The sequence below is a fragment of the Bacillus sp. RC51 genome, from assembly GCF_044908115.1.
Taxonomy (GTDB): domain Bacteria; phylum Bacillota; class Bacilli; order Bacillales; family Bacillaceae_G; genus Bacillus_A; species Bacillus_A mycoides.
Genome location: NZ_JBIYCW010000006.1, coordinates 258912 through 274347, shown reverse-complemented (window position 1 = coordinate 274347; position 15436 = coordinate 258912). Strand labels below are relative to the sequence as shown.

13 protein-coding genes, 1 pseudogene and 1 other annotated feature are annotated in these 15436 nt (G+C 33.5%); of the genes and pseudogenes, 4 read left to right on the top strand and 10 right to left on the bottom strand.

What is annotated here, in order from left to right:
* Nucleotides 1–8: 8 nt before the first annotated feature.
* The 10 genes and pseudogenes from rplU to ABH959_RS15275 all read right to left on the bottom strand — a co-directional run.
* Nucleotides 9–317: a 50S ribosomal protein L21 gene (gene rplU, locus ABH959_RS15320; RefSeq protein WP_000270907.1), complete on the bottom strand. Its 309-nt coding sequence runs from the start codon at nt 315–317 to the stop codon at nt 9–11.
* Between the two features lie 14 nt (nt 318–331).
* Nucleotides 332–410: a sequence feature (ribosomal protein L21 leader region), on the bottom strand.
* 77 nt (nt 411–487) lie between these two features.
* Complete coding sequence (locus ABH959_RS15315; protein ID WP_404492801.1) at nt 488–1897, bottom strand: Rne/Rng family ribonuclease; 1410 nt, start codon at nt 1895–1897, stop codon at nt 488–490.
* Nucleotides 1898–2091: 194 nt separating this feature from the next.
* Complete coding sequence (locus ABH959_RS15310) at nt 2092–2952, bottom strand: M50 family metallopeptidase (protein WP_002088816.1); 861 nt, start codon at nt 2950–2952, stop codon at nt 2092–2094.
* Entirely contained in the window at nt 2945–3691 is a 747-nt protein-coding gene (locus ABH959_RS15305; protein ID WP_002143261.1) for a M23 family metallopeptidase, read from the bottom strand. Before ABH959_RS15305 ends, ABH959_RS15310 begins: the two co-directional genes overlap by 8 nt.
* A 133-nt stretch (nt 3692–3824) precedes the next feature.
* Nucleotides 3825–4622 (bottom strand): septum site-determining protein MinD, encoded by a 798-nt coding sequence (gene minD / locus ABH959_RS15300; RefSeq protein ID WP_000503308.1) that lies wholly within the window; start codon nt 4620–4622, stop codon nt 3825–3827.
* A gap of 2 nt (nt 4623–4624) precedes the next feature.
* Nucleotides 4625–5311, bottom strand: a complete 687-nt coding sequence (minC, locus tag ABH959_RS15295) for a septum site-determining protein MinC (protein ID WP_002015372.1) — start codon at nt 5309–5311, stop codon at nt 4625–4627.
* 35 nt (nt 5312–5346) lie between these two features.
* Nucleotides 5347–5892 (bottom strand): rod shape-determining protein MreD, encoded by a 546-nt coding sequence (gene mreD / locus ABH959_RS15290; protein ID WP_002015371.1) that lies wholly within the window; start codon nt 5890–5892, stop codon nt 5347–5349.
* A gap of 14 nt (nt 5893–5906) precedes the next feature.
* Entirely contained in the window at nt 5907–6758 is an 852-nt protein-coding gene (gene mreC / locus ABH959_RS15285) for a rod shape-determining protein MreC (protein WP_002138478.1), read from the bottom strand.
* Nucleotides 6759–6799: 41 nt separating this feature from the next.
* Nucleotides 6800–7819, bottom strand: coding sequence for a cell shape-determining protein MreB (mreB, locus tag ABH959_RS15280; protein ID WP_002015369.1), 1020 nt, complete (start codon nt 7817–7819; stop codon nt 6800–6802).
* A 158-nt stretch (nt 7820–7977) separates the two neighbouring features.
* A pseudogene (locus ABH959_RS15275) lies at nt 7978–8145 on the bottom strand (JAB domain-containing protein); the annotation flags it as partial.
* 181 nt (nt 8146–8326) lie between these two features.
* Between ABH959_RS15275 and ABH959_RS15270 the strand changes: the two are divergent.
* The 4 genes from ABH959_RS15270 to ABH959_RS15255 are packed head-to-tail and all read left to right on the top strand — an operon-like array spanning nt 8327 to nt 15341.
* Nucleotides 8327–9676: a site-specific integrase gene (locus ABH959_RS15270; protein WP_404492800.1), complete on the top strand. Its 1350-nt coding sequence runs from the start codon at nt 8327–8329 to the stop codon at nt 9674–9676.
* Nucleotides 9651–12926 carry a hypothetical protein gene (locus tag ABH959_RS15265; RefSeq protein WP_404492799.1) on the top strand — a complete coding sequence of 1092 codons (3276 nt, stop codon included), beginning with the start codon at nt 9651–9653 and terminating at the stop codon, nt 12924–12926. The genes ABH959_RS15270 and ABH959_RS15265 overlap by 26 nt, the downstream gene beginning before the upstream one ends.
* Before the next feature lie 8 nt (nt 12927–12934).
* On the top strand, nt 12935–14650 hold the full coding sequence (locus tag ABH959_RS15260; protein WP_404492798.1) for a site-specific integrase: 1716 nt from the start codon (nt 12935–12937) through the stop codon (nt 14648–14650).
* Nucleotides 14643–15341, top strand: coding sequence for a hypothetical protein (locus ABH959_RS15255; RefSeq protein WP_404492797.1), 699 nt, complete (start codon nt 14643–14645; stop codon nt 15339–15341). The genes ABH959_RS15260 and ABH959_RS15255 overlap by 8 nt, the downstream gene beginning before the upstream one ends.
* Nucleotides 15342–15436 lie beyond the last annotated feature (95 nt).

Genomic DNA, 15436 nt, shown 5'->3' with positions numbered 1-15436 from the left:
AACCAGAATTAAGCGTTGATAGCTTCAACTACTAGCTTAGTGTAAGGTTGACGATGACCTTGTTTCTTACGATTGTTCTTTTTCGCTTTGTATTTGAAAACGATGATTTTCTTAGCGCGACCTTGTTTTTCAACTTTCGCAGTAACTGTTGCACCCTCTACAACTGGGCTACCAACTTTCACGTTTTCGCCACCAACGAAAAGAACTTTGTCAAAAGTAACAGTTTCACCAGCTTCAACATCTAATTTTTCAATGTAGATTGCTTGACCAGCTTCAACTTTAATTTGTTTTCCACCTGTTTCGATAATTGCGTACATACTTGCACCTCCTCTTAATTACTAAGACTCGCCAAAAACGAGGTAGACATAAAATGTCTTTAGGGAACCTGTCTTGTGCGGTTGTAGCATATAGCAGTTTAGGTGCTATAAACTATAACATAAAAATATTACCATGACTCATTGACTGTTGTCAATGAATGTTCTGCTAACTATTTTTTCCGTTCTACAATTTCTTTCTTACTTCCAAAACGGATAATAGCGTACTTTTCGATAATATCATCTTTGAAATAAATTTCAAATGGAATATTTTTTTGTAATTCTTTTTGTGAAAAATGTTTTTGTACTTTTTTTGAAGCACCAATCAATACAGCTTCATCCTCTATATTACCATAAGTAATAAGCTCTCTCTCTAGCTCATACGCAATTGTTTCATTAGATATAACGTAACCTGTCGCTTTACAAGGCGCACACTCTTCTAATAATACGTCACGTAACGAATGTTTCTTGCGCTTACGCGTCATCTCTAAAATACCTAACTCTGTAAACCCAAGCACTCTTGTATATGTGCGATCATCTTGTAAAGCTATCATTAAACGCTCTCTTACCTTCTCTTTATCTTCCCGTCTTTTCATATTAATAAAATCAATTAATATCATCCCGCCAATATCACGAAGTCTTAATTGGCGAGCAATCTCTTCAGCAGCCATTTCATTTGTGCGAAATACGGTATCTTGTAAATTTTGTTTTCCAGTAAATTTACCTGTATTCACATCAATTACAGTCATCGTCTCCATTTGTTCTACAATTAGATAGGCACCATTTGGTAGCCACACAATTTTTTGAAGTGCTTTCTCGATTTCACGATCTATTCCAAAATGGTTAAACATCGAAGATTTTTCATTATAAAAGGATACTCTTTCTTTCCCTACTTTTTCTTCTAATTCTTTTACTATACTTCTCGTATCTACAACTATTTTTTCAATTGTTTCAATTGGGTTCTCCTGAAATACACGATCTAAAAACGTCGCTGGTTGATGAAGTAGTAAGGGCGCCTTCCCTTGATCTTCTTTTCTTTTTAACTCTTCATATAACTGCTGCAACCTTTGCATTTCAGCTTGTATTTCATCGATTGTTCCTTTTTCAGAAGCAGAACGGAAAATGTATCCACCTGTTCCTTCTACTTCAATTCCCAGTAACTGTTGTCTTCTTTTATTATTTTTTATTTTTCGAGAAACAGCGCGCATGTCATCATAGGGCATGTAAACGACATATTTTCCGGTAAATTCTATCTTCGCCGTTAATTTTGGCCCCTTCGTATCAATTGCCTCTTTCACAACTTGTACAAGTATCGCCTGTCCTTCATGTATGCGATATGAAGATGGTACATCATCAAATGAAAGATATGCATGTTTTTCTAATCCGATATTTACAAAGGCTGCGTTCATTCCAGCAATTGTTCTTACGATACGCCCAACATAAATATGTCCGACAATCTCCTGCTCTTCATTCCGTTTCCATAAAAGCTCTACAATTTTTTGTTTCTCTTCTATCGCAACACGCTTTTCCGAACCAGTGTAGTTAATATATAACGTCTTCAAAATTCTTTCCTCACTTTTCATTTCTTTTCCTTACAATATAAAGTGAAACTTTAATCAGTGGGGGTTTTGTTCATCCCCCACTGATTATTAGTTGAACCAATCGGGCGTTTACGGGCAGTTAATCTCCCACCTAACTTCTTTGCTCCAGCCACATTTTGAGGTGGGAGTTTTACTGCCCGTTAATGCGCGGTAAAAGGTTAGTGTCGTCGTCAACACTAACCAATTAATTCTTCAACAGATGAAGTTGTTCGTTTTTCAGCAAAATACGCATACAACAATTCATTTTCGTCCAATGTGTAATGCTCTTTATATTTTCCATGGACGATAATAGAGTGTTTATATCCTCTGCGAAATTTTGTGAAAATCGTATATAAATGATCTTCCGTTTTCACCTCAATAGGTGCTATTTTTTCAATATCTCTTTTATTCCCATAATAACGCTCTAATAAAAAACGCATAAATGCGTACCGTCTTTGTTTCCATTCTTGATATAAAGAAATCGCTAGAAAAACGAGTAATACCCACATCATAATGTTATTACTATTCCAAAGTAACTGCCATCCTAATATTACACTAAAAAAAACACATGACAATTTCATCATCTTTTCATGTGCTTGTAAATAGGGAAAACGATATGATAATACATTAAATAATACTTTTCCACCATCAAGTGGCCAAATAGGCAATAAATTAAACCCTAAAATAATGACATTATTCCATACAAAGAAATGGTACAAATCGTCAGTTACCCAGCCTGCTTTATACAAAATGTAAGCGACCGCAATCATCCATATATGCTGAATTGGCCCCGCCATAACGACAATTAATTCTTCTTTTAACGATTTGTTCCCATGTTCTTCCATCTCAACTACGCCACCAAACGGCAAAAGCTGAATTTGTTTAATACGCCAATTATAATACGCTGCGGCGAATGCATGCCCAAGTTCATGAACTAAAACGATACAAAATAGTAATAGTAACTCTTTAAAACGTGCTGTAAAAATACCAATGACAATAATAACCCAAAACAACGGATGCACAGAAATTTTCGTGAAAACATCCCTATATTTAATCAAATGAAATCACCTGAATTGGATCAATAAATTTTTCATTCTTTTTTATTGCAAAATAAAATTTGCCATTTTTATTATTTTCATCATTACTCACTATCCCAATTTTTTGTTTCTTTGAAACGTAATCATATAATTTTACTGACATATCATTTAAATTTGCATACCATGACTCCGTGCCATCAGCGTGCTGAATTTGAACTGTATTTCCAAGTTCCTCTTTCTTGCCCGCAAAAACAACTATACCTTCATTTACTGACTCCACCGTTGCATTTGTAGCCGTTTGAACAAATACACCCTGGCCGTTTTTTTGAAATCCTTGCATCACCTTTCCAGAGGCAGGAATCGCATAATCCTTTTGCTGAATAGCCTCTTCTTTTTTCTCATTTGGAGAAAAAAACACGAGAGGTTTTCCAAACTGATTTTCATACCATTTCGATATAGTAGCAAATTGAAATTCTTCTTGCATAACTTTTTCTGTAACAGCTCTAGTACCATCAAAAGAAGAAGGTGCGTTCTTAAATAAAATAGCAACCGAAAGAACTAATATTGCTGATAGCAAAACTTTGAAGAGAAAAACTTCTTTTCGAAATAGAGGATGAATTTCCTTCTCCCCCTCTTCAATAAAGACCGTTTCGCTATCAAAATCTCCTCCCGCAAAATACCGCTCTTCTTCTAGCAATTCTTGCTCTGCTTTCCTTTTCGCAATCCGCTTTTTAATTTCTTCCACACGTCTATTCTTCATACTGTCTCCTTTCTTTCGTTAGCCTTATTCAAATAGAAACAGTTATATACAGTTTGTACATATGTATGAGTTATAGAAGGAAGATATTCATGCGAAGAAAAAAGAAAGCACTCCGCATTTATGCGAAGTGCTTTTAACGGATTCCAAAGAAATTTTTCATCTTTGTAAATACCGATACTTTTTCTTGTTCAAATGCTTGTAATGGTACATTCTCACCTAACAAGCGTCTTGCAATATTACGATAAGCTATTGCTGCTTTCCCACTAGGTTGCAGCGCTACAGGTTCACCTGTATTCGTAGCACGAATAACTTCATCATCATCCTCGACAACTCCAAGAAGCTCGATTGACAGTGTACGTACGATTTCATCAACGTCTAACATATCCTGTTCATGAAGCATATGACTACGCACACGGTTAATGACAAGTTTCGGTGGTTCAATATCCTCTTTCTCTAAAAGCCCGATAATACGATCCGCATCACGCATTGAGGATACTTCTGGTGTTGTTACAACGATTGCTTTATCCGCACCTGCTACTGCATTTTTAAACCCCTGCTCAATCCCCGCAGGACAATCAATTAATATGTAATCATAATCTTGACGTAATACTTGTATTAATTCATCCATTTGTTCAGGTGTTACCGCCGATTTATCGCTCGTTTGTGCTGCAGGTAATAAATAAAGATCATCAAAACGCTTATCTTTAATAAGAGCCTGAGGTAAACGACAACGCCCTTCAACGACATCAACAAGATCAAATACAATACGATTTTCTAGCCCCATTACTACGTCTAAATTGCGTAAACCGATATCTGTATCAATTAAACACACTTTTTTTCCAGATAACGCAAGGGCTGTACCAATGTTCGCAGACGTTGTAGTTTTACCTACTCCGCCTTTTCCAGATGTAATTACTATTGCCTCTCCCACAGCTATACAATTCCCCTTTCTAACTTTGTTAAATTAGGTCTAAGATGAGTGAGAAGTTGCAGGCGATCGACAACAATGTGATTATTCTCATTAATGTACGCACATTCTGCCGCCTCTGCTCCGTCTTCTTTCTCTTCCGGAGCCCGCATTGTCACATCACTAATTCGGAGTTGCATAGGGTTCATAATAGATGCAGCAATAACAGCTTCTGAATCTCCATCATACCCCGCATGTGCAATTCCTCTTAATGATCCCAAGACAAAAATATTCCCCCCAGCGATAACCGTTCCGCCTGGATTAACATCTCCAATTAATAATAAATTGCCTTTTACATGTAACACTTGTCCAGAGCGAACAATTTTGGAAATAGGGACAATTTCTGTTTCTTCTTTCCAAGCTATTGCTTCTGCTTTTGTTATAACATCACTTTCGATTGATTCTACAACAAGGTTTTTCTTATTGCGAATTAACGTACGAATCTCTTCTTGTTGTACTTCTGTTAAATAGCGATTTCCTACTTTAACACGCACTTCAATTAAAGAACGTCCGTCACTCTCATAGTAATGTGTAGAAAGCTTTTCATCCAATTCTTTTAATAGCTCAGAGAATGAACAGCAATCATCTAAATGAAGTGTTATTCCATCTTTTGTCCCTTTTATCGTTACATTTTGTTGCTTTTTTTCTTCCACTAAAGTTCACCCCACCGATTCAATTCGACATAAAATTAGAAAATCCTTTTTTCTTTTTCTTCTATCGCTTTTGAAAGACGCACTAAATATCGTCTCAGTGGGAAACAAACTATTAATAAGAAAATTCCATTTAGCAATAAAGTAGCAAGGAGACGATCTGTGAAAAAGACAGATGCTGACATGTGAGTACGTCCTAACAAAGTTAAAAACCCATACACATAATACTCTAATGCTGCAATGCCAGCCAGTACGATAGAAGCGACAATAAATAAATTCAATTGTAATACTTTCATCACACTATAAACTAAATAAGCTAAAATCGGATAAGCAAATATATATATACCGACAAGTTCCGTGTATACGGTATCAAATAAGAAACCAAATAATAGTCCGTAGTAAATCCCTTGAACCGGACTATAGTACACTGTAATAAAACATAACACAATTATAAAGAAATGCGGTGCTGCTATACTGCCTTTCCAAAAGACGTCTGTTGGAACAACAGTAGAGAACATATTTTCAAATAAAAAAACAAAAAGGAGCAAAAGAGGAAGAGCTGCTCTTTTTAAAATCGTCATCATCTCTTCTCTCCCTCCTATTCTAACGGCGCTGTAGGCATATCACGTTTTGCAACTATAATATGCTCTACATCATTCAAATCAGCGGATGGTTTTACATAAGCTGTTTTTGTTAAACCGTATGGATCTGGCTGAACATCAACAATTTTCCCAATCGCAAGACCTTTTGGGAAGATATCACCAAGTCCAGATGTTACAACTAGTTGATCTTTTTCTACTTTTGCATCAGAGCTAATCTTTGTGAAAAGAAGTAGTTGTTTTTCTTTATCGTAACCTTCAATTAATCCAAAGATATTTTCTTGTCCTTGTACAATAGCAGAAACACGGTTTGTTCGGCTCATCGAACTTAACAACTCTACTGAAGATGTAAACTGAGATACACTTTTTACGCGTCCAACTAAACCTTTCGGAGTTACAACAGCCATATCTTTTTTGATTCCCTGCTGTGCTCCTTTATCAATTCCAACTAAATCGTACCATTTATCGGGATTACGAGAAACGACACTAGCTTGTACTTCCGTATAATCACCACGGGACTTTTCTTTACCAGTTAATTCTCGTAGTTTTTTATTCTCATCGTCTAAATTTTTCACTACTGCAGATAAATCTGCGGTAGAATCTAATTTTGCTTTCAGCTTTTTATTCTCTTCATACGTGCGCTTTACATCTTCTACGTTCTCGAAGAATCCGGCAACATAATTCGCTGGCTTTTGGAATACACGTTCTACAACACCGACAGTATCTTTTATAAACTGCTCTGGCCATGATAAACTGTTCCGTTCTTTCAATGAGATTCCAATCAATGCCACGAGAAGAATAATACTAACTAACAAAACAATTAATCTTTTGTTTAAGAAAAACTGTGGCACGTTCACACCCTCTTAATTTCATTGATTTTTATTTTGCAATATTATCGAGCAGCAGTTTTGAAAAGGTCGATATTGTCTAATGCTTTACCCGTTCCAATTGCTACGCAATCTAATGGATCCTCTGCAACAAGAACTGGCATATTTGTTTCTTCACTAATAACTTTATCTAAGTTACGTAGTAATGCCCCGCCACCCGTTAATACGATACCGCGGTCCATAATATCCGCTGCTAATTCAGGTGGAGTTTTTTCTAACGTATTTTTAACTGATTCTACAATTGCATCTACTGTATCTTTTAATGCATCTGCAATTTCTTCTGGTTGAATTAGTACTGTTTTAGGTAAACCACTTACTAAATCACGACCGCGAATTTCCATAGGCTCAATACCTTCTGGCTCGCCTGCAGAACCGATTTCTAATTTTAGTGCTTCTGCTGTTCTTTCACCAATCATTAAGTTGTAGCTTTTCTTAATGTACTGAATGATTGAATCGTCCATATCATCACCAGCAACACGAACTGATTGACTTGTTACGATACCACCTAAAGAAATAATTGCAACTTCTGTTGTACCACCACCGATATCAACAACCATACTACCAGTCGGCTCCCAAACAGGTAAGTTTGCACCAATTGCTGCTGCAAATGGCTCTTCGATTGGATAAGCATCACGAGCACCAGCTTGACGAGTCGCATCGATTACTGCACGTCTTTCTACAGCTGTAATACCAGATGGTACACATACCATTACATATGGTTTACGTGAGAAGAATCCATTTGATTTTTGAGCTTGTTGAATGTAGTATTTCATCATTATTGCTGTTGTTTCGTAATCAGCAATTACACCATCTTTCATAGGGCGAAGTGCCACTACGTTTCCTGGTGTACGACCAATCATTTGTTTTGCATCGCTACCTACCGCAACGATTTGTTTCGTATCAGTTTGTAATGCTACTACTGAAGGTTCACGTAAAACTACACCTTTCCCTTTCACATATACAAGCGTGTTCGCCGTTCCTAAGTCTATTCCAAGATCGCGAGTAAATCCACCAAATCCAAACATATCATTTATCTTCCCTTCTTATTTTCACGGACTCATTTTTCTTACTTTATATTTATAAAAACAGTACGTTTTTTTATATCTGCATCCTTTTTGTAGATAATTTTCTACAAAAAACTCATAAATCACATTATAAAACAAAATAAGTAAAAAGAATAGTCTTAAATATGACCTTTTTCCTTTAAACTCACGAATTTATGGTCACCTATTATGATATGATCAAGTACTTCAATTCCGATAATCTGGCCACATTCTACTAATCGTTTTGTAACTTCAATATCTTCACGGCTCGGCGCCGGATCTCCTGAGGGATGGTTATGAAGACATATAGGTACAGTTTTGGCCAAAATAAATTTTATCCCTACCTTTATTATATAACTCCCTATTTACCAAGGGTTTATAGGTAAAACCATTTCGACCATCCATTTATCCCCAAGGGCAAAATAGTTTACTACGTAGTATTTTATAACCGGTTCAATTAATGTAATATATTTTTAAGGGGGTATTCAGATGAACAGCAATTTAACAAATTACCGATTTGTCGTCAAAGAAATACCTATAAAGGAAACGATACGAGACATAATTGTTACAAATAGAATTATTGCTATTGGAATCCAGGATAAACAAACGGGCATTACAATACCTCATCCACTAACAGATTTTATAAGAATTAAATATGCATACATGGGAAAATCATTAAACTCACAAACAATACCAGCCTATATCGTTTGTCGTTTTCTGAATTTTATATACAATGAGATAAAAGAGCAGAACGACATTTTCCCATCACTTCAAAGTGATGGGATTAGGGGCCTCACCCTTAGTCATGGAAGTAAATATATTTCACACTTAACATTATGTGGACTTAAACGTGCTACAGTACTACAGCACGAAGGGATATTAACTAAGTTTTATCTATATTTACAAGAACTAGATTTAATTGACCAACACTTTGAAGTAAAATCAAGAACGAATGCTAATGGTAATCCTATAATTGAATCGTTATTTAGACATGCGAGCCTCCAAACTAGATTCCCTTCAAAAGATACCATGAAGAAAAGAACTGCAAAGTTAAAAGATTTCGGTGTAAACAGATACTCTCTTACTGCGCACTTTATTCAAGTAGCACGAAAAGTAGCGCCTGACATTGCCTTTGGTGTTTGCTTACAGTTCTATGGCGGCCTACGAAAAGGAGAAGTTGTAAACATCACTAGAGGAGATATCTTTGCTTCTACAAGAGAAAGTCTATCTGTACAAATTCAGGATAACCGAAATAAATTATTCTCACACTTAAAAGATACAAAAAATGAGTATCCAAAACGATTAAATTACCTTAAAACCCATTTAACTAGACAAAGCATATTAGATAATGATCTGGTATGGGAAGTGTATGAAGAACATAGAAAGATGCTCGAAATAAAACAAAAGGAAATAAAAAATCCTTTTGCTTTCTTCATTAATAAAGATGGGAACGCCATGTCTGGAAAAGTATACGAAAAAAGATTCAAAAAGATAAAAAAGCATTTTCTTAAATCTTTATTAACAGCCGAACGATATGATGATTACAGGCTATTTAGCGACTCTTACTGGGGGACACATATAGGAAGAGGTATTTTCACAAATTTTTTGATGGATATGGGATTAAGCATTACTCAAATTGCTATCGGGCGTGGTGATAGAAGTATCCACTCCGCAATGGACTATGTAGATGAAAAACTAACAATAGAATCTATAAAAGAAGCAATGGACGAAATTAAAAACATCCCTATTGAACGTATTGGATTTATTGAAGATAATCTTGTTAAAAAAATCTGGAAAGATGGTGTGCTCAAACGTGAAAAAAGATTTGGTTCCTATTAACTCAGTAGCAATTGATCCTGAATTTAAATGCTTGAACATGAGTCGATTCAAATTACAACAACTTGAAAAAGAAGGGTTTATTACTATAAAGAACGAGAACAATACCTCTTTCGTATCAATATTAGAGATAAAAGAATATATAAAAATTGAAAGTGAAATACACGAAAACTACTTATCCATTCGTTCATTTATTGAACAAGTATTTCACGTAAAAAAAAATGCGAAAATTACCCACTATAAAGAAGGACTTATTAAAAATAAAGAGCAATTGTTAATTGATTTTAAAGTATTTAGAAACAAAGAGTATATAAAAAAAATTGACATGCTACGTTTTTTAAAAGAATTTATACACAGAGATGATATATTAAAACAACTTAATCTATCACTACACGATTATCATATGATTTTAAGAAAAACAGATATAAACGAGGTAAAGATAACTATTAAAAACCCATTCATTTCAATCAGTGATTTCAACACACTCAAACAAGCTACTGTAAAATACAATACCAACTCAAATGAATCTACATGGTTGATTGGGGCTAGGCTAGTAAAGGATGTTAAGTATAGTCATGTAGCAAAAAAAGTAGAGACCTTAATCAAGATAGCGCAATTGGGGCATTTTAAGTACTTCTTTGATACCGATAATAAGTTCTTCGTTGAAGAGAAATCCTTCATAAAGTACGCTAAATTAGTAGGTGAACTACAACAACATTATTATAAACTCACCAAAGTTACTAGATTATTTGGTATAAAACAATTTAAAATTTCTCAGCTACAAGTTAATTTCATCCCAAATCTTCTTCATATATGTAAATCTATAGGAATTAAATACAAAAAATTCGAAATACCAATTGAGAGGGAGTTTATATTTATTGAACGTACCGGGTTGGATCTATTCTTTGAAAAATATATTTCAAACAATGACGTAATACAGGAGTATCAAATAACTCACAGAGACCTTAACCATTGGATTGGAAAAAACAATATAAAAAAATTAACATTTCACTACACATTATCCTATTATTTCAAACAAGATATTGAACACCTATTCGTTCATACTCCCCAGCTTTCACTTAGCAGCACCGAACCCAGAGCGCCCTTTAAGATTAATAGCTATTATACATTAAAAGAAGTCAAAGACATTTTAAATGCGAATGATACAGAACTCCAACAAATTCGAAAGGAAGAAAATCTAGATTTCCTTTATTATAAAGACACCACAATATATCTAAAAACAGATATTAACCAATTAAAGCTACTTCAAGAAGAAGCAAAAATAAAATATTGCACTCCACAATACCTTCGAAATAAAGGCTATTCTCAGCATGTTGATAAGTATTTCACTAGGTATAAAACATCTTATTTAATTAAAGTAGCTTTAAATAGCAAAAATCGTCGTAGCTTTGTTTATTTAAAATCCGAAGTAGACGCCTTTATTAAAGAAGATACAATTAAGCAACAAATCGCTCAATTAAACTATAGTAAACCAACTGATTCCTTCTTAACTCAACTAGATATATATGAGCTCACATTCCCTACAAATTGTTGGTATACAAAGAATCAGTGGATGAGCTATTGTATCAATAAATTGAAACTATCTAAGGCACACAAACTAACAGTTGAAGCAAATGTATCTCAACTAGTAAAGTGTACAAAGCACCTCATTAATTCGCTAGGAAATCAAGAACTCTATCTCAAATCTTCTAAAGAAATTAACCTTTTATTATTTAATGAGCAAATCCCTATTACACATCAGTTTGTTTTATATGCATTTATAAATAGCTATTATCATGAATTAAAAGTTAACAGCTTACCAACGTTCAACTTAAAAATGATAAAAAATCCATATGCCACAAAATCAACAAAGAAAGATAAAGATATTTATGAATATGAACAATACCAACTTTTATTCCATTATACAAATAACATAACATTACACAAAACTAAGGCGATCAATGACGCTATTAATAAAATCCATGACTATAAATACCAAAGGAAGCACAACACATTAAGTAAACATTACGCCTCTTCATGGTTATATATACTAATTCACTTAAACAATGCTTGGCGACACAAAGATGTATGTGAAATCCCCAGTGTTGATTTAAAACTAATTCATATAACATCTCTAGAACAATTCAAAGATCAAGAATTGAGCATCGAAGATGCTCAAAAGGTTATCAACCAACTTATTACAAAAGATTTAACCGTCTCAAAAACACAAGTGACTAACCGTTTTTTTTGCTCAAGAGATCTTACAATTTCTTTAGCAACGGCAGTAATTATATGTCAACTTGTAGCAAATGAGTGTTTTCCAATACGTAATCATATTATTGATTTCGGAAATAAACATCAATACTTTACTGAGACGGCTCAAAAAGCTTTCTTTAAAAATTTTAGTGATTCACAGTTTATTTTTGAAAATAGGAAAATGAATAGAACCTTATTATCATTTATGTATATTTTACTTCTTCAAAAAGGACATGGAGGAGCTGCACTTGAAGTCGCTCAAAGACTACGTGCACATGCAGACTTTGAAACTACTAATATTTATATACACATCCCAGAAAAAGAATTAGATTACTTATCTCGTCAGCTGTTTCAAAGAAAACACTTTGGATATATTACTAACCTTTTTGCCGAAGTACTTTTAGGAGAATCAAATAATCGCGAACAGAGAACACATGAAATTACTGTATTAAATAAAAAATTTAAGGATATTTACCAGATAGAAGCTACATCTGAATTTATTAATAGTGTTCTATCAGAAAAAAAATTAATTGGTGACATGATTTTAAACATGGGAAAGGAAGCTGTCATAGATTATTTATTCAAACTAAATTCTAATGTACTTCCTAGCCGAGAGGAACATATCCAATGCTTAGTATCAGAAACAGGCTGTATCTACCCAGCAAAGAGCTGCAAACAATGTGTATATGCCATCCCTAATTTTTATGCACTTTCCGCAATTACAGAAAGTATTAGTTCCCATTTAAAAAGATTTAAAGAACAATTTGAAAACACTCCCTATAATACTGAGCGGATAAAGTTAGCTAATCTTTTATACATGGAGATGGATATATTACACGATGCTTGTGCTTCATTTGGAAAAGAAGAAGTATTTCAGTTTTTCGAAAAAAAACAAGAAGGCTATTTTGAGTTATTGGCTTTATTAGATAATCTAGAACTCGAAAAAGACATCGAAGAATATCTCACCTATGTCCCTACAACACAGTACGAATTATAGGAGGATATATGAATATTATTAAACTAGAAATAAATGAAGAGATAATAGAAGCTCTATCAGAATCATCATTTTCTCTACTGACCACCATTGAAGAATCCAAAAGCACGTTAAAGCAATTAAAGAAATTAGATTTATTGATATCTGGTGAATTCGATGATGATTTATGGTTATTGGCAAATCCTAACTCTAAAGGCAGAACACATAAAATTGACTTCAACGAGTTAAACACACATATGTTTAGTACTGATTTACCAAATGAGTTTAAACTCATAGTTAAGTGTTGGATTTCAGAGTTATTAAATAAATTCAAGATCGCAACCGTAGTAAACCAATATTATCACTTCTTACTAGCATTTAAAGAAACCCATGGCTTCCAAAAAGAAACTGTTAATCAATTCATAGAATGGTTACATAAACCAAACATTGAAAACAACACTAAAATCTACTTAATAACTTCAATGTTAAATTTTTTTGACTATAGTGACCTTGAGGTTGGAGAGATTTTCATCCCTAAACTTCATGAAGTAAACTCTAAACTTAATTTTATTCACAGTGTTAGGCAACTTCCTCCCTCAAAGGAAATACTGAAATTTTCTTATTACCTAGAAAGACATTTTGAAACAATTAAACAGCTAGAAGCAAAAGGCAGTTTAGATATAACAGTACAAAAAGAAAAGATTTTGTATTACCCCCTTTTAATCTGGTGGAAGCTTACCAATGTTATACCTATAAGAAGCGTAGAATTTGCTGCCATAAAAAGAAATTGTTTATCAGTCAAAAATAATGAGTACTACATACATCTTCCAAGAAGAAAGATACAATCAAACAATAAACGCAACATCCAAATACTTGATACTGTCGCTATATCAAAAGATATATATGATCTCATAAATAATTATATTAACGATACTCAATCATATGGTTATTCTAATACCCTAGTTTCGTATCCTTCTTTAATATGGACAGATTCATCTAATCGAAGAAAACGACAGAAAAGGGTTAGTACTGATTTTAATCGTGAGAATCTGCAAAGATTAATTACAAAATTTTACAAAGATATACTTAATAAAACGTATAATTGTGATATTCCTAAAGAATATCATCTCAGCCCTAATGATACTAGACACCTTGCTTTCGTTTCTCTCATGATGCAAGGAATTTCTCCAGTTGAAATCGCAAGACTCGGTGGACATCAAACAATTAATGCACAATACCACTATTCATCTCATATAGAATATTGGATTGATAGTGAAGTATTCAAATTATTCTCCAAGTTTAAATACTTGCAAGAAAATCAACATAAAGGACAGCCTTCAGATACTATAAATGATTCTTTTATCCCTAAAGAAATTCAACTAAAAGCATTCGCTCCTCCTACCTCTTCTTTTCAAGGAAAATTAAAAGTAGGTTATTGTACAGACGCCTTACAAAAATGCGAGTCTGAAGAATGTATGCTTTGTTCTCATTGGAGAATTAACACAAAAGAGCTTCTGGAAAAAGAGGAACTAATTAAAGAAATATTGTTAAAAAAAAGAAAGCATATTCATGAACTCTTTGCTTTTGTAAAAAATTTACATTCGAATATTTTAAAAGACGAATTGACAAGAATAAATCCTAATATATTAGGACGGCTAAAAACTACCTCAAAACAAATTCAAGCTGAGATAAGTAATTTAACAACGCTACAAACTCTAAATTCAAAAGGGGGTATTTTTGATGAATAAAGTGGGGCGTAAAGTAAAATTAACAGAGACTCAAGTGAAAGAAATAATCTATTTGTATAAAACGGAAAAAAACGTATCAGGTCAGATTAAATATTCCGACATCCATTGTTTTTCTAATTATTTAGTCGAACAAGGTCGTTTAGGTACAACTACTTCAGAATCCTTTTGGAGAAAACAAGGTCGCTTAGGAAGAGAATTGGTAGATGAAGCAAATACTTTATTTACTCATCGACTCTCTAGTTCAAATGATACAAAGAAAGCAATTCCAAACATAGTAGATTTAATTGACAAAAAACATACCAATAAAGAGGATTTAATTAATAGTTTACTCCCCTTAGAAAAACTACTTATTAACGGACAAAAAAAAGAAAACGAGCTAAAACAAAAAAATGAAGACTATAAAAAACAGCTCTCTATCCAAAAACACGAATATAACAAATTACAAAAAAAGCAAGATCAGTTTCAATTACTTTTATTCGAGTTATTCCATTACATATTGATGGAATCGACCAATAAAACAAAAGAAACAGCTATAAAAGCTATGGAAGAATTATTTACTAATCCGACTAACTTTTTTCAAGAATTCAAAAAAATCAGTCTTATAAATAATTCATCTGAAAATGTAGTTTCGATTGACAATCATAAAACAGAACAGAAATTATCAAATCGATTTAGAGATAAGTTTAATTAAGTTTTTTGTATACTAAATTCCCTTTAAATATAATATTATATTTAAAGGCTACATGAAAGCATAGGGAAAACATACTATGTGACAACTAATGAATC